Source organism: Burkholderia sp. L-4 (genome assembly GCF_056856535.1).
Genome location: NZ_JBXEOX010000001.1, coordinates 1840216 through 1861402 on the forward strand (window position 1 = coordinate 1840216; position 21187 = coordinate 1861402).

The window sequence follows — 21187 nt, forward strand, 5'->3', positions numbered from 1 at the left end:
CGATGCATCTGCTGCGCACCACGCCGGGCGGCTTCGTCGACGATACGCAGGGCGTCGTCCGGATCGACCAGCAGCCGGCCGACATCGTGATCCTGAGTTCGGCCGACACGACGCTGTCGCTGCTCGCGAGCGTCGTGCCGCGGTTGCCGGCCGGGTTCCCGAGCGTGCGGCTCGCGAACGTCACGTTCCTGCGGCAGCCGGCGTCCGTCGATTTCTACGTCGACGACGTGCTGCGTCATGCGAAAACGGTCGTGATCGATCATCTCGGCGGCGAAGCGTACTGGCCGTACGGGATCGAGCAGGCCGTGTCGCTCGCGTCGAAGCGCGGGCAGCAGCTCGCGATGTTCTCGGGCGACCTGCAGGAAGATCCGAACCTCGTCGCGAAGAGCACCGTCACGCCGGCGCTGTGCCGGCTGTGGTGGCGCTATCTGCGCGAGGGCGGCGTGCACAATGCCGACGCGCTGCTGCGCAGCATCGCGTTCCATACGCTCGGTTTCGGCGCCGAACCCGAGCCGCCGCGCCCGCTGCCGGCCGCCGCGCTGTATCACCCGGCGCGCGACCGCGCGAGCGTCGACGACTGGCGGCCGCGCTGGACGCCCGGCGCGCCCGTCGTCGCGATCTTGTTTTATCGCGCGCACTGGCAGGCCGCGAACACGGCCGTGTTCGACGCGCTGGCCGACGCACTGATCGCCGAGGGGCTGAATCCGTTGCCGATCGCGGTGACGTCGCTGAAGGATGCGGTGAGCCGCGAAGTCATCACGCAACTTTGCGACACGCACGGCGTCGCGCTCGTATTGAACACGACCGCGTTCGCGGCCGGCGCGATCGACAGCCCCGAACACGACGTGCTCGCCGGCGACGCACCGGTGCTGCAGGTGATCCTGTCCGGCGGCAACCGCGACGCGTGGGTGGCCGACAACCAGGGCCTGCATGCGCGCGACATCGCGATGCATATCGCGCTGCCCGAAGTCGACGGGCGCATCGTCACGCGTGCGGTGAGCTTCAAGGGGCTCGCGTATCGCTGCCCGCATACCGAGGTCGACGTCGTGCGCTATCAGCCGGACGCCGAGCGGATCGCGTTCGTCGCGGCGCTCGCGCGCGGCTGGTGCCGGCTGCACACGCTCGACAACGCCGACAAGCGCATTGCGCTGATTCTCGCGAACTACCCGCAAAGCGAAGGGCGGATCGGCAACGGCGTGGGGCTCGACACGCCGGCATCCGCGCTGCGCGTGCTCGCGGCGCTGCGCGACGCGGGCTACACGCTGGCCGACCTGCCGCCCGATGGAGACGCGCTGATCGCGCGCCTCACCGAAGGCGTGACCAACGACGCGGCCGTGCATGCATTGCGACCCGCGTTCCAGAGCTTCCCGCTGGCCGACTACATCGCGCGCTTCGCGCGGCTGCCGGCCGCCGTGCGCGACGCGCTGAACCAGCGCTGGGGGCCGCCCGAAGCCGATCCGACGCTGCGCCATGGACGTTTCACGATCGCCGGCTGGCGCGCCGGCAACGTGTTCGTCGGCATCCAGCCGTCGCGTTCGCGCGGCGAGAACGACTACGCGAGCTATCACGATGCGGATCTCGTGCCGCCGCACGCGTATCTCGCGTTCTATTTCTGGTTGCGCGATGCGTATCGCATCGACGCGGTCATCCACCTCGGCAAGCACGGCAACCTCGAATGGCTGCCGGGCAAGAGCGTCGCGCTGTCCGACGCGTGCTGGCCCGACCTGACGCTCGGGCCGTTGCCGCATCTCTATCCGTTCATCGTCAACGATCCGGGCGAGGGCAGCCAGGCGAAGCGCCGCGCGCAGGCCGTGATTATCGATCACTTGATGCCGCCGCTCACGCGCGCGGAAAACTACGGGCCGCTGCAGGATCTCGAGCGGCAGGTCGACGAATACTACGAAGCGCTGATGGTCGACGCGCGGCGCGCGAAGCTGCTGCGCAAGACGATCCTCGCGACGATCGCCGAGCATCGCCTGCACGACGAACTGAGCGTGTCGCCGCCGCGCGATGCGGGCGACGAGGATGCGCTGCTCACGCGCGTCGACGCGTGGCTGTGCGAACTGAAGGAAGCGCAGATTCGCGACGGGCTGCACGTGTTCGGCGCATCGCCGGCCGCTCGCCAGCGCCGCGACACGCTGCTCGCGCTCGCGCGTTTTCCGGTCGGCGATGGCAAGGGCGCGCGGGCGGGGCTGATCGGCGCGCTGGCGCGCGATCTCGCGCTCGGCGACGACTTCGATCCGCTGTCGGCGGACTGGGCCGCGCCGTGGGTCGGCCCGCGCCCGGCGATCCTGCAGGCGCTCGACGCATCGCCGTGGCGCCACGCGGGCGATACGCGCGAGCGCCTCGAATGGCTCGCGCAACAATGGCTGGACGGGCTGTGCGCGGCCGACGGCGGAAACACGGGTGCCGACGCGACGCCGCCCGGCGAATGGCCCCACACGCTCGCGGTGCTCGGGCGCGTTCGCGCGACGCTGCTGCCCGCGCTCGACGCGTGCGGCGGCGAGGAAATGCGCCAGCTGCTGCGCGGGCTCGACGGCCGTTTCGTGCCGCCGGGGCCGAGCGGTTCGCCGTCGCGCGGCCGCCCCGACGTGCTGCCCACCGGCCGCAACTTCTACTCGGTCGACACGCGCGCGGTGCCGACGCAGGCCGCGTGGTCGCTCGGCCTGAAATCCGCGCAGCAACTGATCGAGCGCCATCTGCAGGATCACGGCGACTATCCGCGCGCGATCGGCCTGTCGGTATGGGGCACGGCGACGATGCGCACGGGCGGCGACGACATCGCGCAGGCATTCGCGCTGCTCGGCGTCCGGCCGAAATGGGCGCACGGCAGCCATCGCGTGACCGACTTCGAGATCCTGCCGATCGAGATCTTCGACCGGCCGCGCATCGACGTGACGCTGCGCGTGTCCGGCTTCTTCCGCGACGCGTTCCCGAACCTGATGCACCTGTTCGACGCGGCCGTGCAGGCCGTCGCCGCGCTCGACGAGCCCGAGGAACTGAACCCGATCCGCGCGCGCGTCGAGCGCGAGCGCGCGAAATGGATCGCGCAAGGGGTGACGCCCGACGAAGCGCGGCGCCGCGCCGGCTGGCGCGTGTTCGGCGCACGGCCGGGCAGCTACGGCGCGGGCCTGCAGGACCTGATCGACCAGCGCCGCTGGCAGACCGACGCCGATCTCGCCGATGCGTATCGCCAGTGGGGCGGCCACGCGTATGCGCAGAACAGTGCCGGCGACGCGGCGGCCGACGTCTTCGGCGAGCGGCTCGCGACGATCGACGTCGTCGTGCAGAACCAGGACAGCCGCGAGCACGACATCCTCGATTCGAACGACTACTACCAGTTCCAGGGCGGGATGACGGCGGCCGTGCGGCACTTGTCCGGGCAGCAGCCGAGCATCTACCACGGCGACCATGCGAACCCGGTCGCGCCGACGATGCGCACGCTGCGCGAGGAAATCGCGCGCGTGATCCGCTCGCGCGTCGTCAACCCAAAATGGCTCGACGGCGTGAAGCGTCACGGCTACAAGGGCGCGGCCGAGATGGCCGCGACCGTCGACTACCTGTACGGTTATGACGCGACCGCGCGCGTGCTGTCCGACCACCAGTACGCGCTCGTCGCCGACGCGTACCTGTTCGACGACGCCACCCGTGCATTTCTCGAACGGCACAACCCGAAGGCGCTGCACGGCATCTGCGAACGCTTCGTCGAGGCGATGCAGCGCGGCCTGTGGCAGCAGCCGGGCGACTATCGCGAGCGGATCGAAGCGGTCTGGCTCGCGAGCGAACAACTTCAGGAAGGGGGGCGGCGATGACCGATCCGACGACGCACCGCGCCCGCGCGGTCTTTCCGTTTGCGGCGCTCGTCGCGCAGGACGCGCTGCAGCAGGCGCTGCTGCTCGCCGCGATCGACCCGTCGCTCGGCGGCGTGCTCGTGAGCGGCCCGCGCGGCACCGCGAAATCGACCGCCGCACGCGGCCTCGCGGAACTGCTGCCGGAAGGGCAGTTCGTCACGCTGCCGCTGTCGGCGAGCGACGAGCAGGTGACGGGCACGCTCGATCTCGCGCATGCGCTGGCCGGAAACGGCGTGCGCTTCCGGCCGGGCCTGCTCGCACGCGCGCACCTCGGCGTGCTGTATGTCGACGAAGTGAACCTGCTCGCCGACGGGCTCGTCGATACGTTGCTGGACGTCGCCGCGAGCGGCGTGAACATCGTGGAGCGCGACGGCGTGTCGCACGCGCACGACGCGCGCTTCGTGCTGGTCGGCACGATGAATCCGGAGGAGGGGGAACTGCGCCCGCAACTGCTCGACCGCTTCGGGTTGATGGTCGAACTGGAGAACTGTTTCGACGCCGCGCAGCGCGAACGGATCGTGAAGGCGCGACTCGCGTTCGATCTCGACCCGGACGCATTTCGTGCACGTCATGCGCCCGTCCAGCGTGAACTCGGCGACCGGATCCATGCGGCGCGCGCGCGGCTGGCGACGCTCGATTTCGACGATGCAGTCCATGCGCGCGTCAGCGCGCTGTGCATCGACGCGGCCGTCGACGGGTTGCGCGCCGACCTCGTGATGCTGCGCGCCGCGCGCGCGCTGGCTGCGCTGGAGCAGGCCGACGCGGTGACGGTGTCGCATGTCGAGCGTGTGGCGCAAGCGGTGCTGCGGCACCGGCGCCATGCGGATACGCCGCCGTCGCACGGGTCGTCGCAACACGGCGGCGAACACGACGAACGTTCCCCGCCGGATGCGCGCCAGCGGGACGACAACCGGCAGGACGAGACGCGAGGCGAGGCATCCGCCGCGCAGAGCGACTGGGGTTATCTGCCGCCCGAGCCGGCCGGCCTGCGCGAAGTGAAAGGCGTGGTGCCGCTGCCGCTAAAAAAACGCTGAGCCATCGAGCCGGCGCCGCCGCGAACGCCGTTCGCGGTCCTCGATGGCAGTCAGGCGCAGCCGCGCACGTACCGGGCACGGCCCGCGCGGGCACGACCGTTGCGTGGCCGGCGACGCTCGCCGCGAAACGCGGCGGCCCGCTGCTTCACGAACATGTGCGGTTCCGGAAACGCGCAGGGACGCCGCATGCACTGCATTGCTTCGTGCTCGACTGTTCGGCGTCGATGCTGTCGAACGACCGGCTCGCGCTCGCGAAGGGCCTGATCGTCGCGTATTTCGATCGGGCCGCGCGCGATCGGGTCGAAACCGCGCTGATCTGCTTCGGCGGTCAAGGCGCCGCCCGGCGTTTCGGCCCGGCCGTCCCGCGCTGGTGGAACGCACGCTGGCTCGAACCGGTCGACGGCGGCGGCGGCACGCCGCTCGCGGACGGCATCGCCGCGGCCGCGCAGCTGCTCGCGCGCGACGCACGGCGCGAGCCCGGCAAGCAGCGCTGGCTGTGGGTGCTGTCCGACGGACGCACGCGCGAAACGCCGCCGAAACCCGCGTCGGCCGACCACGTCGTGTTCGTCGACTTCGACGATGCGGCCGTGCGGATCGGGCAGGGCGCGCGGCTCGCCGCCGCCTGGGGCGCGCAGTGGCTGACGGCCGACGCGCTTCGCACGGATCTCGCGCACTGAGGGCCGGCCGGCGGTGCGCTATGATCGCCGCTTCTGCTCATGCCTACCGGAAAACCCCGCCATGCAAGTACTGGTCGATGCCGACGCGTGTCCCGCCGTCATCAAGGACATGCTGTTTCGCGCCGCGCGTCGTGCCGAAATCAGCGTGACGCTGGTCGCGAACCAGTTCCTGCGCACACCGCCGTCGCCGTTCATCAAGGCCGTCCAGGTGCCGGCCGGCTTCGACGTGGCCGATGCGCGCATCGTCGAGCTGGCGGAAGCCGGCGACCTCGTGATCACGGCCGACATCCCGCTGGCCGCCGCCGTCCTCGACAAGGGCGCGCATGCGCTCGACCCGCGCGGCAACTGGTTCAGCCGCGAGAACATCGAGGAGCGCCTGTCGACGCGCGCGATGATGGACCAGTTGCGCAGCGCGGGCATCGACACGGGCGGGCCGGCGCCGTTCAGCGCGCGCGACGGCAAGGCGTTTGCGTCGCAGCTCGACCGGTTCCTGGCGCGGCAGGGCAAGCCGTGAGGCTGCATGTCGGCAGGCACGCGTTGCCGCGTATGCGCAGATGGAACCGAAGCGCGCACACGTGGTGTATGAATCGTCCGCCGATGCGCAGCGGTGCGCGCGCTTCGCGCCTGTCCAGGATGCAGGGTTGCGCCGACGCTGCTATCGTGACGCAAACCACAATACAGGAGCGCACGCGTGTCACCGACCCAACTTCTCGTTCCGACCTTCACCCAGATGCTGCGCGCGCAGTCCGCATGGCTCGACAAGGCCGTCGCGCACCGGCAGGCCGCGGGGATCGAACCCGACGCGGTGACGACGTTGAAGCTCGCGCCCGACATGTACCCGCTCGCCGCCCAGGTGCGCTTCTCGTGTTTCCAGGCGATGGAACCCGTCTACCGGCTGCGCGGCGAAGCGTTGCCGGCTGCGTTGCTGTCGTTGCGTGAAGCGGGATGGAACGCGGATGCGCAGCCGGGTTCGCCGGGCGACGCGCAGTCGATCGTCGCCGGCACGCTCGCATTTCTCGGCGAACTCGCGCCGGATGCGCTCGATGGGGGCGCCGCGCGGCCGATCGCGCTCGAACTGCCGAACGGGACCGCGTTCGACATGACGGGCGAACAATACGCGCGCGACTGGGCGCTGCCGCAGTTCTACTTCCACGCGATTGCCGCGTACGCGATCCTGCGCCATCACGGCGTCGATCTCGGCAAGGCCGACTACGTGCCGCACATGCTCGCGTACGTGCGGCCGGACACCATTCCGCAAGGGTAAGCGGGCCGCCCGCGGCCAAGCGCGAAGCGACATGACACGGGCACTGTTCATCTGCAGCCGCAACCGGCTGCGCAGCCCGACGGCCGAAACGATGTTCGCCGCATGGCCGGGCATCGAAACCGACTCCGCGGGCCTCGCGCCCGATGCCGACGCCCGCCTGTCCGCCGAGCAGCTCGACTGGGCCGACATCGTGTTCGTGATGGAGCGCGCGCACAAGGCAAGGCTGTCCACGCTGTTCGGTGCGCATCTGAAGGGCAAGCAGATCGTCTGCCTCGAGATTCCCGACCGCTACGCTTTCATGCAGCCCGAACTCGTCGCGCTGCTCGAGCGCAAGGCCGGGCCGTTCCTGCGCGCGTGACCGGCGTGCGCAGCACGGCCCTCAACGAAGCGGGCCGTTGACGATCGCCGAAAAACAGTCGAGACGCAGCAGCTCGATGATCTTGCGCGTCGGCACGCTTGCATGGAGCGTGTCGAGCCGGTCGGCGGCGAACCACTTGCAGCGGGCGATCTCGTTGCTCGCGCGCGGCGTCAGGTGCGCCGGCACCTCGGCCACGAACACGTGATGGAGCTTCGTCAGCCCGCCGAACTGCACCGCGTAGTCGAGCGCGAGCCCTTCCAGCCGCGTTTCCTCGGCAAGCTCCCGCCGCGCGGCTTCGAGCGGCGTCTCGCCGCGCCGGATTGTGCCGCCCGGCAGCGACCAGCGCGATGCCGTGCGGGCGACCAGCAGCACGCTGCCGCGCTGACGGCACACGATGGTGGCGCGTTCCTTGGTGACGGCGAGGGTATCCGGCCCGGTGCTCATGTTCGGCAAAGCAGGTAATGAATCGTGGGGAAGTGCGCGGCGGCGGCGGGTTGTCCGGCAACGGGGCGCGACGGCGTACAAGCTGCCGCGTGGAGGTTACCCCCCATTCGTGACAGTTCCGTGCATGGCGCCGGGCGCCGCGTTACGCGTGCGTATAGATGCCGTTGCGCGTCGGCTTCGCATGGCGCGAGTGGCGACGTTTGTGAACGGCGCGCCGGTGATGCGGCGACGGCGCGTGCCGGGCCGTGGGCGCGCCGGCCTGCGGTGCCGCGGCGGGCATGCGCGTCTGTCCTTCGCCGAAATGGAAAGTTTGGGTTTGCGCGCGCGCGGCGCCGAGCGTCGACGCCAGCATGAAGGCCGCCAGCCATATCCGTTTCATGAATGCTTCGCCTGACTATTTTCGGGATGAACGTTTCCGCCAGCTTAACGAAGGGCGGGCCGACCTCGCAACCGGCCCGCATTCGGTGTCGTCCCCACTTGCGCTCGACCACGTTATCCGCGCGGCACGCCGGGTGTATCCGGGCTTGACAATGAAATTCCTGAGTGTGAATATAAATTCACACACAAGAATTATTCGTCGAGTCCGACGGGCGCGCCGCAGGCATTGGCCCGCCGGTGCCGACAGTCCGATCAACCGGAACCAGGAGCGGGACGCATGGCGGAACACGAGCAGCAGGGCGCGCTGGCGGGATTGCGCATCATCGACCTGTCGCGGGTGCTGGGCGGCCCGTACGCGACGCAGATCCTCGCCGACCATGGCGCGGAGGTGATCAAGGTCGAGCCGCCGTCCGGCGACGAGACACGTACCTGGGGGCCGCCGTTCGACGGCGACACCGCATCGTATTTCCTCGGCGTGAACCGCAACAAGCTCGGCGTTGCGCTCGACCTGACGCAGCCGGCCGACCGCGAGCGGCTGCTGGGCCTGCTCGAACACGCGGACGCCATCGTCGAGAACTTCAAGATCGGCACGATGGAGCGCTGGGGGCTCGGCTTCGACGCGCTGCATGCGCGGTTTCCGCGCCTCGTCCATTGCCGCGTGTCGGGGTTCGGCGCGGACGGGCCGCTGGGCGGGCTGCCCGGCTACGACGCGGCCGTCCAGGCGCTCGCGGGGCTGATGAGCGTCAATGGCGAAGCGGGCGGCGCACCGCTGCGCGTCGGCGTGCCGATCGTCGATCTCGTCACGGGTCTGAACGCGGCGCTCGGCGTGCTGATGGCGCTGCGCGAGCGCGATGCGAGCGGCCGCGGCCAGTTCGTCGAATCGACGCTGTTCGACTGCGCGCTGTCGATCCTGCATCCGCATACGCCGAACTTCTTTCATTCGGGCAACGCACCCGTACGTACCGGCAACGCGCATCCGAACATCACGCCGTACGACAGCTTTCCGACGGCGAGCGTCGACATTTTCCTGGCGGTCGGCAACAACGGGCAGTTCGCCGTGTTGTGCGACGTGCTCGGCACGCGCGGCTGGCTCGACGATCCGCGTTTCGCGGACAACCGCGCGCGCAGCGCGCACCGCGCCGCACTGCGTGCGCTGCTCGAAACGGCGCTGGCCGGACATGACGGCGCGGCGCTCGCCGAGCAGTTGATGCGCCGCGGCGTGCCGTGCGCGCCGGTGCTCGGACTCGATGCGGCGCTCGATCATCCGCATGTCGCGCATCGGGAGATGAAGGTGACGCTGGGCCGGCATCGCGGCATCGCGTCGCCGATCAAGCTCGGCCGCACGCCGGCGACGTACCGTCGACCGCCGCCCGCGCTGAACGAGCACGCGGCGCAGGTGTTTGCGGACCGCGACGGCCACCACGACGATCGCGGGGACTGACCGGCATCGCGGTCGCCGGCCGCGCGGGCCGGCACGCCATCATTCGGACATCACGCCGGCTTGCGCACGGAAGACGCCGTACCGGCTGAAGAGGAGACGCATCATGCTTGCATGGATCGGCGCGATCGCCATCGTCGCGCTGTTCGGCCTGATCATCACGAAGCGGCTGTCGCCGCTCGTCGCGCTGATCGTCGTGCCGGTGGCCGCGTCGCTCGCGGCCGGCTTCGGATTGACGACCGGCAAGTTCGTCGTGCACGGCGTACAGAACATCTGCCCGATCGCCGGGATGTTCGTTTTTGCGATTCTATTTTTCGGAATCCTCACCGATGCGGGGATGCTCGACCCGATCATCGCCGGCGTACTGCGCTTGATCGGCTGCCATCCGCCGCGCATCGTGATGGGCTCGGCGCTGCTCGCGCTGCTGATCCACCTCGACGGCTCGGGCGCCGTCACGTTTCTCGTCACGCTGCCGGCGATGATGCCGCTCTACACGCGCCTCGGGATGGACCGGCGGATTCTCGCGTGCGTCGCGTCGATAGCGGCCGGCGTCAATTTCCTACCGTGGGTCGGGCCGATGCTGCGCGCCTCGGCGGCGCTGCACATCCCCGGCTCGGCGATCTTCACGCCAATGATTCCGGTGCAGATCGTCGGGCTCGCGTTCGTGTTCGGCACCGCTTACGTGCTCGGCGTGCGCGAGGCGAAACGGCTCGGGCTCGACCGCGCCGGCGCCGCGTCGCTGGCGATCGCGCCGCGCGAGCTGACCGACGCCGAACGCGCGTTGCGCCGGCCGGGCCGCTTCGGGATCAACGTCGTACTGACGCTCGTCGTGCTCGTCACGCTGGTGTCGGGCATCGTCGACCCGATGGTGATGTTCATGCTCGGCACGGTCGCCGCGCTCGTGATCAACTACCCGGACGTGCAGGCGCAGCGCGAGCGGATCGACGCGCACGCGAAGGCCGCGCTGATGATGGCGAGCGTGCTGCTCGCGGCCGGCGCATTCACCGGCATCATGTCCGGCACCGGCATGCTGAAGGCGATGGCCGAGGTCGTCGTCGCGCACGTGCCGGTCGAGCATGCGCGCCACATGCCGTTCGTACTCGGGCTGCTGTCGATGCCGCTCAGCCTGTTGTTCGATCCCGATTCGTTCTACTTCGGCGTGCTGCCGGTGCTCGCGGAGAGCGGCAAGCTGCTCGGCGTGCCGCCGATCCAGATGGCGCAGGCCGCGCTGCTCGGCCAGATGACGACCGGCTTTCCGGTGAGCCCGCTGACGCCCGCGACGTTCCTGATCGTCGGCCTGACCGGCGTCGAGCTCGCCGAGCACCAGAAATTCACGATTCCGTTCCTGTTCGCCGCCACCGTGCTGATGGTGTTCGCCGCGGTCGCGACGGGCGTGTTTCCGCTATGAACGGCCGGGCCGTTCACGTTTCCCGGGAGAGCAGTCCATGCAGTTCGACCTGACCGACGACCAGCGCGCGATCGAAAGCGCGATCGAGAAAATCTGCGAGCGCTTCGGCGACGACTACTGGCTCGAACGCGATCGCGTGGGCGGCTTTCCGGCCGACTTTCACGCGGCGCTCGCCGAAGCCGGCTGGCTCGGCATCGCGATGGACCCGGCCCACGGCGGCGCCGGTCTCGGGATGACCGAGGCCGCGCTGATGATGCGCACGATCAGCGCATCGGGCGCCGGCCTGTCCGGCGCGTCGGCCGTGCATATGAACATCTTCGGGCTGAATCCCGTGCAGGTGTTCGGCAACGACGCGCAGAAGGCGCGCTTCCTGCCGCCGCTGATCGCCGGGCGCGACAAGGCGTGCTTCGCGGTGACGGAGCCCGACGCGGGCCTCGACACCACGCACCTGAGCACGCAGGCGCGCCGCGACGGCGACCACTACGTGCTCAGCGGGCGCAAGATCTGGATCTCGACCGCGCAGGTCGCGAACAAGATGCTGATCATCGCGCGCACGACGCCGCTCGACCAGGTCGCGAAGCCGACCGACGGGCTGAGCCTGTTCTACACCGACCTCGACCGTTCGCATGTCGAGGTACGCGAGATCGAGAAGATGGGCCGCAAGGCCGTCGATTCGAACATGCTGTTCATCGACAACCTGCGCGTGTCGCGCGACGACCTGATCGGCAACGAAGGCGACGGCTTCCGCTACCTGCTGCACGGGCTGAATCCCGAACGGATCCTGATCGCGGCGGAGGCGATCGGGCTCGGGCAGGCCGCGCTGCGCCGCGCGACGCAGTATGCGTGCGAGCGCGTCGTGTTCGGTCGGCCGATCGGGCAGAACCAGTCGATCCAGCATCCGCTCGCGCAGGCGTGGATGCAGCTCGAGGCCGCGTGGCTGATGGTGATGAAGGCCGCGGCGCGCTACGACGCGGGGCAGTCGTGCGGCGCGGAGGCGAACGCGGCGAAATACCTCGGCGCGGAAGCGGCGTTTCAGGCGTGCCAGACGGCGGTCGCGACGCTCGGTGGGATGGGTTACGCGAAGGAATACCATGTCGAGCGCTACCTGCGCGAGTGTATGATTCCGAGGCTGGCGCCCGTGAGTCCGCAACTGATCCTGTGTTACATCGCGGAGAAGGTGCTCGGGCTGCCGAAGTCGTACTGACGCGCGGCGGCTCGCCCGGCGCGCGGTTTCCCGTTTCGATTCAAGCGCTCGTCATGGACGTCAAACTCGTTGCCCGCACGCTCGACCTGTTCGAGCTGTTCGCCGCCGAACGGCGGCCACTGCCGCTCGCCGAACTCGCGCGCCTGCTCGATGTGCCGCCGTCGAGCTGCCTCGCGATGGCGCGCACGCTCGTGAGCCGCGGCTATCTGTACGAAGTGCGCAAGCGCGGCGGCTACTACCCGACGCGGCGCCTGCAGACGATCGCCGCCGCGATCGACGCGACCGATCCCGTCGTCGACATCGTGCACCCGCACCTCGTCGCGCTGCGCGACGCGAGCCGCGAGACAGCCGTGCTCGGCAAGATCCAGGGCGTGTCGGTCACGTATCTCGACGTCGTCGAGTCGGAGCAGGCGATCCGCTATACGCGCCAGCCGGGCGAGCTGCGCCCGCTGCATGCGAACTCGATCGGCAAGGCGATCTTCGCGGAACTCGCCGGCGACGCGCAGCAGGCGCTCGGCATGCAACTGCCGTTCGAACGTTTTACCGACGCGACGGTGGCCGACCTGCCGGCGCTCGTCGCGCAGACCGCGCGGTTTCGCGAACTCGGCTGGGCCGAGAACTTCGGCGAGAGCGCGCCCGAGCTGTCGGCGATCGCGGTCGCGCTGACGCTCGACGGCGACTGGTACGGGCTGTCGGTCGTCGGGCCGACCGAACGGATCCGCCAGCAGCGCGACGCGCACGCGGCGCTGCTCGTCGACGCGAAGGCGCGGCTGCTGGCCGAGCACGCGCGCGGGTAGGGCCGCCCGCCGGCGCACGATCCTGCTGCGCCGGAAGCGGCCCGCCGCGCGTCACGCGCGCGCGCGTCGCGGCATCACGACTTCACCCACACGCCGCCCGCACTCGGGTTGTCGCCCTGTGTCCACCATTTCGCGCAGTACTTCGCGCCCTGGTACATCACGCAGGTGCCGCCCGGGTAGGCGGTCGTCGCCGACCACACCGGCGAGCCGCCGCCGACCGGCTTCCATACGGCCGCCTGGCCGGGCACGTCGCCCTGGGTCCACCACTGCGCCTGGTACGTCGTGCCCTGGTAGGTGACCGTCGCGCCGGCCGTATAGACCTGGCCGGCCGCCCAGGGCGCGCCGGGCTGCGGCGTGCCGCCGTCCGAGCCGCCGCCGTAGTTCGGATCCTGCGTGACGCCCGCGCCCCACTTGCCGTCGATCTGCTTGAAGATCGTCGCGAACGCGTACGGCTGCTGCGCGACGCCCGAGCAGGTCGGCGACGCATACGTGCCACCGGACGGGCACGCCTGATCGCGGCCGACCGACCAGTTGCCGAAGAAACCGTAGCCGTTGCCGATCGCCGCGTTCACCACGCTTTGCGCATTCGCGAGCGTGAAGGTTTCACCCTGCACGTCGTTCACGCCGATCATCGGCGTGACGCCGACCATCTGCCAGAGCTGCGCATGGGTTTTTGGTTGGCCGGCCGACTTGAACGCCGTGTCGAGCTGCGCGTACAGCGCCTGCGCGGCGCTGATCGCGGCGGCGCCCATGTCGAAGTTCGCGGGGCCGTAATCCATCGCCATCACGTTGACCGCGTCGAACGCGGCCCGATTCGCGAGCGCCGCGTTGACGACGTTCAGGCCGTCCTGCGTGAGCCCGGTCGGCATCGTCGGCAGCGTCAGCGTGACGTGTAGCGGCTTGCCCTTCGCCGCGTAGTCGGACTGCAGTTGCGCGACGGCCTGGAAGTTGCGCGCGACCGCGGCCGTGTCCTGCTGCGACGCGCCTTCGATGTCGAAATCGATGTGCGTGAGGCCGTACGTGTCGATCACGGTCTGGTAGGCCGCCTTCAGCGCGGGGACCGTCGAGCACGCCTGCATCAGCGGCGTGCCGTTCGCGCCGCCGAACGAGACGGCGACTTCGCCGCCTTTCGCGCGGTAGCTCGCGATCGACGTCGACAGCGCGGTCAGGAGGCCGCCGCTCGCGCCGTTGCCGATCGGCTGCACGCCGCCCCACGACGGCACGCAGCCGTTGCCCGCGACCACGAACGCGAGCGTGAATTGCTGGATGCCTTGCCGGACGCCGATCTGATCGACGAGCGGCGTCGGATAGAGCGTCACGTCGACGAAGGGCGCATAGACGCCGGCACCCTGGGACACGCTCGCCACGGCAAGCAGACAACCCGCGGCAAGTGCACGCGGGATGAAACGCGGCAACAGATTGTTGTTCATTGTGTTCTCCGAGTGGAAGAGGGATACGCTGGCCTGCGTATCGCTGCCGGCCGGGCGACCGGGCGTGCCCGGCCGGCAGCGTGCTCATCTTGGAGGATTCGCGCCGAATAGTGAATGGTTAGGTGTTCTTTTTGTTATTTGATTCCCGATACGTAACGATCTTGCCGATTCGACACGGTCGTGCAACGCGGGGCGGGCGATTTTCCCGATCGGTGCCCGCGGCGCGATACGTGCCGCTTACGTCGATGCCGGCTGCGCCAGCGAACGAGCCAGCGCAACGAAGCGCTCGACGCACGCCGACGAAAACGGCGCGTTCCACGACACGATCTGCTCGACCGCGCGCGCGCCGGCGAGCGGCACGTAGACGACACCGGCGCGCTGCAGCGTCGCCGTGAAGGCCGGCACGATCGCGATCCCCCGTTCGGCGGCGACCAGCGACACGAGCGTCGTGATTTGCGCGGCGGTCGCGCCGATCCGCGGCGAGAATCCGGCACGCGCGCACAGGTCGTCCAGCGCGGCGGTCAACGCCGAACCGTAACCGGGCGGAAAGGTGACAAAGGTGGCGTCGGCCAGTTCCGCAACGTCGAGGCGCGCACGGCCCGCGAGCGGATGGCCGGCCGGCACGGCCGCGACGAGCGGCTCGCGCGACACGACGATCGACGCGACCGGCACGCTGGGCGCGCCGTCCCACGCCCAGCCGAAGCCGACGTCCATCGCGCCGTCGGCGATCTGCCGGCGCTGGCTGGCGGTCGCTGCTTCACGGAACGCGAGTTCGACGTCGGGCATCGTGCGGCTCGCGGCGCGGATCACATCAGGGAACGTGTCCGACATCGGAATCGCGCTCGCGTAGCCGATCACGATGCGCCCGGCGATGCCCTGCGCGATCTTGCGCGCGCTCGCCTCGGCTTCGGCGGCCGCGCTGACGACGTGGCGTGCATGCTCGAGGAACAGTTCGCCTTGCGGCGTGAGCCGCACCGCGCGCGTCGAACGCTCGAACAGCCGCACGCCGAGCTCGCTTTCCAGCGCGGCGATATGGCGCGTCAGTGGTGGCTGCGCGACGCGCAGGCGCAATGCCGCGCGGCCGAAGTGCAGTTCGTCGGCGACGACCACGAAATAGCGGAGGCGGCGCAGGTCGAGCATTGTTGTCGTTCCGGTATCAATGGCGGTGAAAACGGTATTGGCGCACGCGTGGCGCGCTCGTCAGACTGGCGGCATCGATGACGAGGCATTTCCGATGAACGACAGGACCACACGCATTGCGTTCTTTCTCTGCGGTTTCGCCGCGTTTCTCAATCTCTATTCGACGCAGGGCATCCTGCACGCACTCGCGGCGACGTTCGGCGTCAGCGCGGAACGCGCGGGGCAGGGCGTCAGCGCGACCACGACGGCTGTCGCCATTATCGCGCCGTTCGTCGGCGTGCTGGCCGCGCGCATCGAGCGTCGCATCGCGATCTCGCTGGCGGCGGTGGCCGTCGCGCTGCCGGTCGTGTGGTCCGCGCATGCGGCGGGTTTCGCGTCGTTTCTCGGTGCGCGCTTTGCGGCCGGGCTGGTCATGCCGTTCATCTTCGCGCTGTCGATCGCCTATATCGGAGAGCGCTTCGATCGCGGCACGTCGGCCGAGATCGGTGCGTTGTTCGTCGCCGGCACGACGCTCGGCGGGTTCGCCGGCCGCTTCGTCACGAACCTGCTGACGTCGATGTGGGGCTGGCGGCATGCGCTCGATGTCGTCGCGGCGCTGTGTCTCGTCACGGGCGTCGCGATCTACGCGAGCCTGCCTGCATCCGGTGCGGTTGCGCGGCAGGCGTCCGGCAACGATGCGGAGGCGGGGCCGTCGTCGCGGCTCGTCATGCGCGGCCCGCTGCTCGCGTCATTCGCGATCGGCGCATGCGTGCTCGCGTCGCAGGTCGCGACGTTCACGTTCATCGGCCTGCGGCTCACGCGCGCACCGTTCGGCTTCGACACGGTCGAGATCGGCGCAATTTATGCGGTGTTCCTGGTCGCGGTGGTCGTGACGCCGCTGGCCGGGCGCCTCGCGCGGCATCGCGGCCCGCGCGCGCCGGGGCTCGCCGCGGCCGCGCTCGCGATCGGCGGAGCGTTGCTGACGTTGTCGGACAGCGTGCCGGTGATCCTGGCCGGCCTCGCGCTCAGCTCGACCGCCGTATTCGTCGAGCAGGCGTCGGCGAACACGTTCATTTCGCAGGCGGCGTCGAGCGCACGCTCGACGGCGATCGGCATCTACCTGTCCTGCTATTACTTCGGCGGCAGTCTCGGCTCGATCCTGCCGGTGCCCGGCTGGCATCGCTGGGGCTGGGCCGGCTGCGTCGCGTTCGTAGTCGTCGCGCAGGCCGCGGTCGGCGTGCTCGTGTACCGGTTCTGGCGTACCGGCGGCGCATCCGGCCTTACGCATGCCGACGCGCGCACCGTCACGCTGCCGCGGTAACCGCGATCAGCGATACCAGCGCGGCGTATAGACCCATTCGCGCGCGTTGCCGATCGCGAAGCGCCGCGTCGTCGACGAGCCGACGATCACCATCGTCCGCATGTCGACCTGGTCGCCGCGCAGCGCGCCGAGCGTCGTCGTCGCGAGCGTCGCGCCCGGCCGGCCGATGTCGCGGCCGAGTACGACCACCGTATCGGCCGCGCGATGCGCACGCACGAGGTCGAGCGCGCGGTCGAGCTGCCACGGCCGCGCACGCGAGATCGGGTTGTAGAACGCCATCACGAGGTCGGCTTGCGCCGCATGCCGCAGGCGCGTCTCGATCACGTCCCACGGCTTCAGGTTGTCCGACAGCGAAATCGCGCAGAAGTCGTGACCGAGCGGCGCGCCGGCCTGCGCGGCCGTCGCGAGCGACGCCGAGATGCCGGGCTCCACGCGCAGGTCGACCGCGGCCCACTGCGGGTCGCGCGTTTCGTCGAGCGCTTCGAGCACGGCTGCGGCCATCGCGAACACGCCGGGGTCGCCCGACGACACAACCGCGACGCGCCGGCCTTCGGCCGCGAGTTCGAACGCATGGCGCGCGCGCTGCATCTCCTCGCGATTGTTGGTGCCGTGCACGCGCTGGTCGCCGCGGAACGGGCCGGCCATGTTCACGTAGGTCGTGTAGCCGAGGATGTCGGTCGCTTCGGCGAGCGCGGCGCGAGCGGCCGGCGTGAGCCACGCGGCGCCGCCCGGGCCAAGGCCGAGCACCGTCAGGCGGCCGCGCGCGCGGCCGAGCGTGGCGGGATCGACCGGATGCGAGGCGACCGCGCACGCGAGACCGTTCGATACCGGACGCAGCGTATGCGCGACACGCAACGTGCGGCCGAGCAGCGCGGCTGCATCGGCGGGCGTGCTGCCGTCGGCATCGGCGAAACGCAGCGGCACGTCGAGTGCCCGCGCGGCTTCCTCCAGCGCGGGTTCGCCGATCGACGACGCCGGCGCGACGAGGGCCGCGAGTGCCAGCCGCGCGAGACCTTGTGCGTCGAGCATGGCGGCGATGCGTGTGGCAAGCGCCTCGTGCGCGTGCATGGCATCGCCTGCGATGCCGACCACCACGCTGCGAGGATGGATCACGAGTTCGTCGTGCGTGCCGCGCCATGCGTCGGGCGTCACGCGGATCGCATGCTTGGCCGCGTCGTCGCGCGGCAGCGCGGCATCGTCGAGCCACGCCGCCGGGCCGTCGACACGCGTCGATGCGCCCGCGAGCAGGTCGGACACGAAGCGCTTGCCCTGCGCGAGATCGGCCAGCGCATACCCGTCGGGCGGATTGAGCACGCATGCGCCGAAACGCAGTTCGCCGCTGGTCGTGATCGCCGGCGCGACGCCCACGCATGCGGCGATTTCGCGCGCGATCACGTTGACGCCCGTCAGCCCGCCGAGCAGCGGCACGACGGCCGAACCGTCTTCCGCAACCGCGAGCACGGGCGGCTCGACGCCCTTGTCCGCGAGCGCGGGGGCGAGGCAGCGGATCACGATGCCGGCTGCGCACAGCGCGACGATCGGCAGGCCGCGTGCGTAGAGTTCGCGCAGGTGCGCACCGAGTTCGTCGAACCGCACGTCGGCATCGACGCGCGACGCGAGGCCATGCACGCTAGCGCCCGGATAGCGCGCCTGGATGCGTCGCGCGGTGTCGAGCGCGCCGGCACCGAGTATCACGATGGCCGGCGGGGTCGTCATCCTTGCCATTTTTCCCCCGGCACGACGAGCAGCGAGAAATACGGCGACGCCATCGGATCGACTGCGTCGAGCGGCACGATGCGCTGGTTCGCCATCGTCGCGCGCTCGACGTACAGCGCGCGCTTCGCGAGCCCGAGTTCGTCGAGCACGCGCCGCACCTTGTCGAAATTGCGACCGAGCTTCATCACGACGGCCGCGTCGGCGCGCGCGAGCCGCTCGCGCAGTTCATGCTCGGGCAGCACGCCGGACAGCACCGACAGGCTCTGGTTGCGATAGACGAGCGGCTGGCCGAGCACGGCCGTGCCGCCGAGCATCGCGCAGACGCCCGGGATCACCTCGGTGTCGTAGCGCGGCGCGAGGCGGTCGTGCAGGTACATGTACGAGCCGTAGAAGAACGGGTCGCCTTCGCAGATCACCGCGACGTCGCGTCCCGCGTCGAGATGGGCGGCGACGATCTCGGCGGCCGTGTCGTAGAAGTCGGCGATCACGGTCTCGTAGCAGAGCGGCGGCGGCAGCACTTCGGTCGTCACCGGATAGATGAGCGGCAGTTGCGTCTGCCCGTCGAGCAGGTGGGCTTCGACGATGCCGTACGCATTGCCCTTCTTGCCCTTCGCGACGAAATACGCGACCACGGGCGCCGCCTGCAGCACGCGCAGCGCCTTGATCGTCATCAGTTCGGGATCGCCGGGGCCGACACCGACCCCGAACAGCCGGCCGCGCATGGTCGTCATTCGACCTCCGTCGCCAGTGCGTTGACCGCGGCGGCGGCCATCGCGCTGCCGCCGCGCCGGCCGAGCAGCGCGACGTACGGCACGCCGCGGCTGTCGGCATCGAGCATCGCCTTCGATTCGGCCGCGCCGATGAAACCGACCGGAAAACCGAGGATCAACGCGGGACGCGGCGCGCCGGCGTCGATCATGTCGAGCAGGTGGAACAGCGCGGTCGGCGCATTGCCGATCACGACGACGCTGCCCGCGAGATGCGGACGCCACAGTTCGAGCGCCGTCGCCGAGCGCGTGTTGCCGAGATGGCGCGCGAGATCGGGCACCTCCGGCTCGCCGAGCGTGCAGATCACGCGGTTGTCGGCCGGCAGCCGCGCGCGCGTGATGCCTTCGGCGACCATTCTCGCGTCGCACAGGATCGGCGCGCCGGCCGCGAGCGCGGTGCGGCCGGCCGTGCCGGCGCCAGCCGAAAAGCGCAGGTCGTAGACGACGTCGACCATCCCGCACGCATGGATCACGCGCACCGCGAGTTTCTCGAGGTCGGGCGGAACGCGCGACAGGTCGGCCTCGGCGCGGATCGTCGCGAACGACTGGCGGTAGATTTCCTGCCCGTCGCGAATGTAGTCAAGCATCGGTGGTGTCCTGGCTGTGCCGCGCGTCCGTCAAACGGGCCGCGGCCTGGTCAATCGTCAGATGGCGCGCGAGCGGGGCGCCAAGGCCCGCGGCCGCGTCGCGCCGGTAAAGGTCGTAGTGCGCAGGCGCCACCGCGACGAGCGTGTGCGTCGCGGGATGCGGCAACGCGCAGTGGCGCTCGCAGCCGGTCAGGTGCACGTCGACCGGATGGCCGAGGCACGCCGCGAGGGCGAGCGCGTCGTGTTTCGTGTCGGCCCGCGCTTTCGCGCAGCCCGTGCTGCCGGTGCAGGCGACGAGGGTCGCCAGCGGGTCGGACGATGCGCAGACGAGGCCGAGCGACGCCAGTGCCGCCAACGTGGCCGGGGCGCGTTCGTTCGGCACGCCGTGGAGAAACACGCCTTGCCACGGCGTCATCGACAACGTGCCGTCGCCGTCGGCTTCGGCCAGCGCGGCGAGCCGTTCCAGTCGTGTCGCGTCGAGCCGCCCGAGCACGCATTGCGCGCCGACGCTGCAGCGTGCCGCATCGCGCGACGCGCGCATGCCGAAACGCAGCGCCGGGTCGGTGCGCGTGCGCCGCCAGCCGGCGAGCGCGGGATCGGCCGTGAGCGGGAAGGGCAGGTAGTGCTGCGCGCGTGCGAGCAACGCGCATTCGCCGGCGGTCGCGAGCACCCCGCGCATCCGCGTGACCTCGGCCGGTGCGAGATCGAGGAACGCGAGCAGCAATGCGCGAACCAGTGCGACGGCCTGATCGGGCGACACGTCGACCGATGCGGGCCGGTCGTCCCGCGCGGCCGGCGGGCAGCCGGCCAGCCCGGCCGCGAGGCGCACCGCGCCGTCTGCGCGGCGCCATGCGGCCAGCCAGATGTCGTGCGGATGATCGAGCGCCGCAACCGCTTCGCCGCCGTCGAGCTGGATCGAGAATTTCGGCGACAGCTCGCCGCGGCGCGGCTCGCCGGCCAGCATGTCGAGCAGCGGCATCGCGAGCGCGCGGCTGTCGACGAGCGCGGCGGGATCGTGCCCGGCGAGCGGGCTGAGCAAGAGGTTGCGGACGTCGTCGCTCGCGGCGAGCGCGGCCGTCTCGTCGACCGCGCCTGCGGCAGCGTCGACGCGCGGGCCGAGCCCCGCCTCGAGCAATGCGCGCGTCAGCGCATCGGCGGCGCTGTCGCGAATGCCGCGCAGCTGGAGATTCGCGCGATTGGTCGCGTCGATCGCGCCGGAGCCGTACGCGCGGGCGGCGGCGGCAATCGCACGCGCCTGGCGCGCATCGAGCCGGCCGCCCGGTAACTTGACCCGGCACAGCCCGCCATCGGCGGCCGCGACCACGCGCACGAGCCCCGGGCAGGCCGACGGGCGCACGACGGGCGACGCAGGAATCGAATCGGGGGCGGAACTC

The 21187-nt window shown here is 70.4% G+C and carries 19 protein-coding genes; 11 read left to right on the top strand and 8 right to left on the bottom strand.

Annotated features, from left to right (window positions below):
* Positions 1-2: 2 nt before the first annotated feature.
* From cobN to AC1VVG_RS08570, 6 genes are all read left to right on the top strand, one after another.
* The gene (gene cobN / locus AC1VVG_RS08545) at positions 3-3812 is read left to right on the top strand and encodes a cobaltochelatase subunit CobN (protein ID WP_482835491.1); all 3810 of its coding nucleotides are present in this window, start codon (positions 3-5) and stop codon (positions 3810-3812) included.
* Entirely contained in the window at positions 3809-4885 is a 1077-nt protein-coding gene (locus AC1VVG_RS08550; RefSeq protein ID WP_059557717.1) for a magnesium chelatase ATPase subunit I, read from the top strand. The genes cobN and AC1VVG_RS08550 overlap by 4 nt, the downstream gene beginning before the upstream one ends.
* Positions 4886-5025: 140 nt before the next feature.
* Positions 5026-5562, top strand: coding sequence for a vWA domain-containing protein (locus AC1VVG_RS08555; protein WP_482835895.1), 537 nt, complete (start codon positions 5026-5028; stop codon positions 5560-5562).
* Between the two features lie 61 nt (positions 5563-5623).
* Complete coding sequence (locus AC1VVG_RS08560) at positions 5624-6076, top strand: YaiI/YqxD family protein (protein WP_049028295.1); 453 nt, start codon at positions 5624-5626, stop codon at positions 6074-6076.
* Positions 6077-6253: 177 nt separating this feature from the next.
* Positions 6254-6826 (top strand): DUF1993 domain-containing protein, encoded by a 573-nt coding sequence (locus tag AC1VVG_RS08565; protein WP_482835492.1) that lies wholly within the window; start codon positions 6254-6256, stop codon positions 6824-6826.
* A gap of 31 nt (positions 6827-6857) precedes the next feature.
* Positions 6858-7184: a low molecular weight protein tyrosine phosphatase family protein gene (locus AC1VVG_RS08570; RefSeq protein WP_482835493.1), complete on the top strand. Its 327-nt coding sequence runs from the start codon at positions 6858-6860 to the stop codon at positions 7182-7184.
* 21 nt (positions 7185-7205) lie between these two features.
* Here AC1VVG_RS08570 and AC1VVG_RS08575 read toward each other — a convergent pair whose 3' ends face one another.
* Positions 7206-7628, bottom strand: coding sequence for an NUDIX hydrolase (locus AC1VVG_RS08575; protein WP_034186902.1), 423 nt, complete (start codon positions 7626-7628; stop codon positions 7206-7208).
* 142 nt (positions 7629-7770) lie between these two features.
* Entirely contained in the window at positions 7771-8007 is a 237-nt protein-coding gene (locus AC1VVG_RS08580; protein WP_049028297.1) for a hypothetical protein, read from the bottom strand.
* A gap of 276 nt (positions 8008-8283) precedes the next feature.
* Between AC1VVG_RS08580 and AC1VVG_RS08585 the strand changes: the two genes are divergently transcribed.
* From AC1VVG_RS08585 to AC1VVG_RS08600, 4 genes are all read left to right on the top strand, one after another.
* Entirely contained in the window at positions 8284-9447 is a 1164-nt protein-coding gene (locus AC1VVG_RS08585) for a CaiB/BaiF CoA transferase family protein (protein ID WP_482835494.1), read from the top strand.
* 103 nt (positions 9448-9550) lie between these two features.
* Positions 9551-10852: a CitMHS family transporter gene (locus AC1VVG_RS08590; protein WP_482835495.1), complete on the top strand. Its 1302-nt coding sequence runs from the start codon at positions 9551-9553 to the stop codon at positions 10850-10852.
* 37 nt (positions 10853-10889) lie between these two features.
* Positions 10890-12056: an acyl-CoA dehydrogenase family protein gene (locus AC1VVG_RS08595; protein ID WP_482835496.1), complete on the top strand. Its 1167-nt coding sequence runs from the start codon at positions 10890-10892 to the stop codon at positions 12054-12056.
* A gap of 53 nt (positions 12057-12109) precedes the next feature.
* Positions 12110-12853 (top strand): IclR family transcriptional regulator, encoded by a 744-nt coding sequence (locus tag AC1VVG_RS08600; protein ID WP_034186898.1) that lies wholly within the window; start codon positions 12110-12112, stop codon positions 12851-12853.
* Positions 12854-12927: 74 nt separating this feature from the next.
* Here AC1VVG_RS08600 and AC1VVG_RS08605 read toward each other — a convergent pair whose 3' ends face one another.
* Together AC1VVG_RS08605 and AC1VVG_RS08610 are read right to left on the bottom strand one after the other, a co-directional pair.
* Positions 12928-14283 (bottom strand): chitinase, encoded by a 1356-nt coding sequence (locus AC1VVG_RS08605; RefSeq protein ID WP_482835497.1) that lies wholly within the window; start codon positions 14281-14283, stop codon positions 12928-12930.
* Between the two features lie 237 nt (positions 14284-14520).
* Complete coding sequence (locus tag AC1VVG_RS08610; protein ID WP_482835498.1) at positions 14521-15423, bottom strand: LysR substrate-binding domain-containing protein; 903 nt, start codon at positions 15421-15423, stop codon at positions 14521-14523.
* Between the two features lie 94 nt (positions 15424-15517).
* Here AC1VVG_RS08610 and AC1VVG_RS08615 point away from each other — a divergent pair, with 94 nt between their 5' ends.
* Positions 15518-16723, top strand: coding sequence for an MFS transporter (locus AC1VVG_RS08615; RefSeq protein WP_124607941.1), 1206 nt, complete (start codon positions 15518-15520; stop codon positions 16721-16723).
* 6 nt (positions 16724-16729) lie between these two features.
* On the opposite strand, the gene cobJ is transcribed toward AC1VVG_RS08615, so the two are convergent.
* The 4 genes from cobJ to cobG are packed head-to-tail and all read right to left on the bottom strand — an operon-like array spanning position 16730 to position 21150.
* On the bottom strand, positions 16730-18439 hold the full coding sequence (gene cobJ, locus AC1VVG_RS08620; protein ID WP_482835499.1) for a precorrin-3B C(17)-methyltransferase: 1710 nt from the start codon (positions 18437-18439) through the stop codon (positions 16730-16732).
* A complete protein-coding gene (locus tag AC1VVG_RS08625) occupies positions 18436-19170 on the bottom strand; it encodes a precorrin-2 C(20)-methyltransferase (protein WP_482835500.1) in 735 nt (244 codons plus the stop codon). The genes cobJ and AC1VVG_RS08625 overlap by 4 nt, the downstream gene beginning before the upstream one ends.
* Positions 19167-19793: a precorrin-8X methylmutase gene (locus tag AC1VVG_RS08630; RefSeq protein ID WP_482835501.1), complete on the bottom strand. Its 627-nt coding sequence runs from the start codon at positions 19791-19793 to the stop codon at positions 19167-19169. Before AC1VVG_RS08630 ends, AC1VVG_RS08625 begins: the two co-directional genes overlap by 4 nt.
* Positions 19786-21150, bottom strand: coding sequence for a precorrin-3B synthase (gene cobG / locus AC1VVG_RS08635; RefSeq protein WP_482835896.1), 1365 nt, complete (start codon positions 21148-21150; stop codon positions 19786-19788). Before cobG ends, AC1VVG_RS08630 begins: the two co-directional genes overlap by 8 nt.
* Positions 21151-21187 lie beyond the last annotated feature (37 nt).

What these genes read in the sequence shown, in the direction of transcription:
- cobN (WP_482835491.1), top strand. Translation starts at nt 3, where the DNA reads ATGCATCTGCTGCGCACCACGCCGGGCGGCTTCGTCGACGATACGCAG.
- AC1VVG_RS08605 (WP_482835497.1), bottom strand. Translation starts at nt 14,283, where the DNA reads ATGAACAACAATCTGTTGCCGCGTTTCATCCCGCGTGCACTTGCCGCG.
- AC1VVG_RS08580 (WP_049028297.1), bottom strand. Translation starts at nt 8,007, where the DNA reads ATGAAACGGATATGGCTGGCGGCCTTCATGCTGGCGTCGACGCTCGGC.
- cobJ (WP_482835499.1), bottom strand. Translation starts at nt 18,439, where the DNA reads ATGACGACCCCGCCGGCCATCGTGATACTCGGTGCCGGCGCGCTCGAC.
- AC1VVG_RS08630 (WP_482835501.1), bottom strand. Translation starts at nt 19,793, where the DNA reads ATGCTTGACTACATTCGCGACGGGCAGGAAATCTACCGCCAGTCGTTC.
- AC1VVG_RS08615 (WP_124607941.1), top strand. Translation starts at nt 15,518, where the DNA reads ATGAACGACAGGACCACACGCATTGCGTTCTTTCTCTGCGGTTTCGCC.
- AC1VVG_RS08585 (WP_482835494.1), top strand. Translation starts at nt 8,284, where the DNA reads ATGGCGGAACACGAGCAGCAGGGCGCGCTGGCGGGATTGCGCATCATC.
- AC1VVG_RS08550 (WP_059557717.1), top strand. Translation starts at nt 3,809, where the DNA reads ATGACCGATCCGACGACGCACCGCGCCCGCGCGGTCTTTCCGTTTGCG.
- AC1VVG_RS08570 (WP_482835493.1), top strand. Translation starts at nt 6,858, where the DNA reads ATGACACGGGCACTGTTCATCTGCAGCCGCAACCGGCTGCGCAGCCCG.
- AC1VVG_RS08595 (WP_482835496.1), top strand. Translation starts at nt 10,890, where the DNA reads ATGCAGTTCGACCTGACCGACGACCAGCGCGCGATCGAAAGCGCGATC.
- AC1VVG_RS08575 (WP_034186902.1), bottom strand. Translation starts at nt 7,628, where the DNA reads ATGAGCACCGGGCCGGATACCCTCGCCGTCACCAAGGAACGCGCCACC.
- AC1VVG_RS08625 (WP_482835500.1), bottom strand. Translation starts at nt 19,170, where the DNA reads ATGACGACCATGCGCGGCCGGCTGTTCGGGGTCGGTGTCGGCCCCGGC.
- AC1VVG_RS08590 (WP_482835495.1), top strand. Translation starts at nt 9,551, where the DNA reads ATGCTTGCATGGATCGGCGCGATCGCCATCGTCGCGCTGTTCGGCCTG.
- AC1VVG_RS08560 (WP_049028295.1), top strand. Translation starts at nt 5,624, where the DNA reads ATGCAAGTACTGGTCGATGCCGACGCGTGTCCCGCCGTCATCAAGGAC.
- AC1VVG_RS08610 (WP_482835498.1), bottom strand. Translation starts at nt 15,423, where the DNA reads ATGCTCGACCTGCGCCGCCTCCGCTATTTCGTGGTCGTCGCCGACGAA.
- AC1VVG_RS08600 (WP_034186898.1), top strand. Translation starts at nt 12,110, where the DNA reads ATGGACGTCAAACTCGTTGCCCGCACGCTCGACCTGTTCGAGCTGTTC.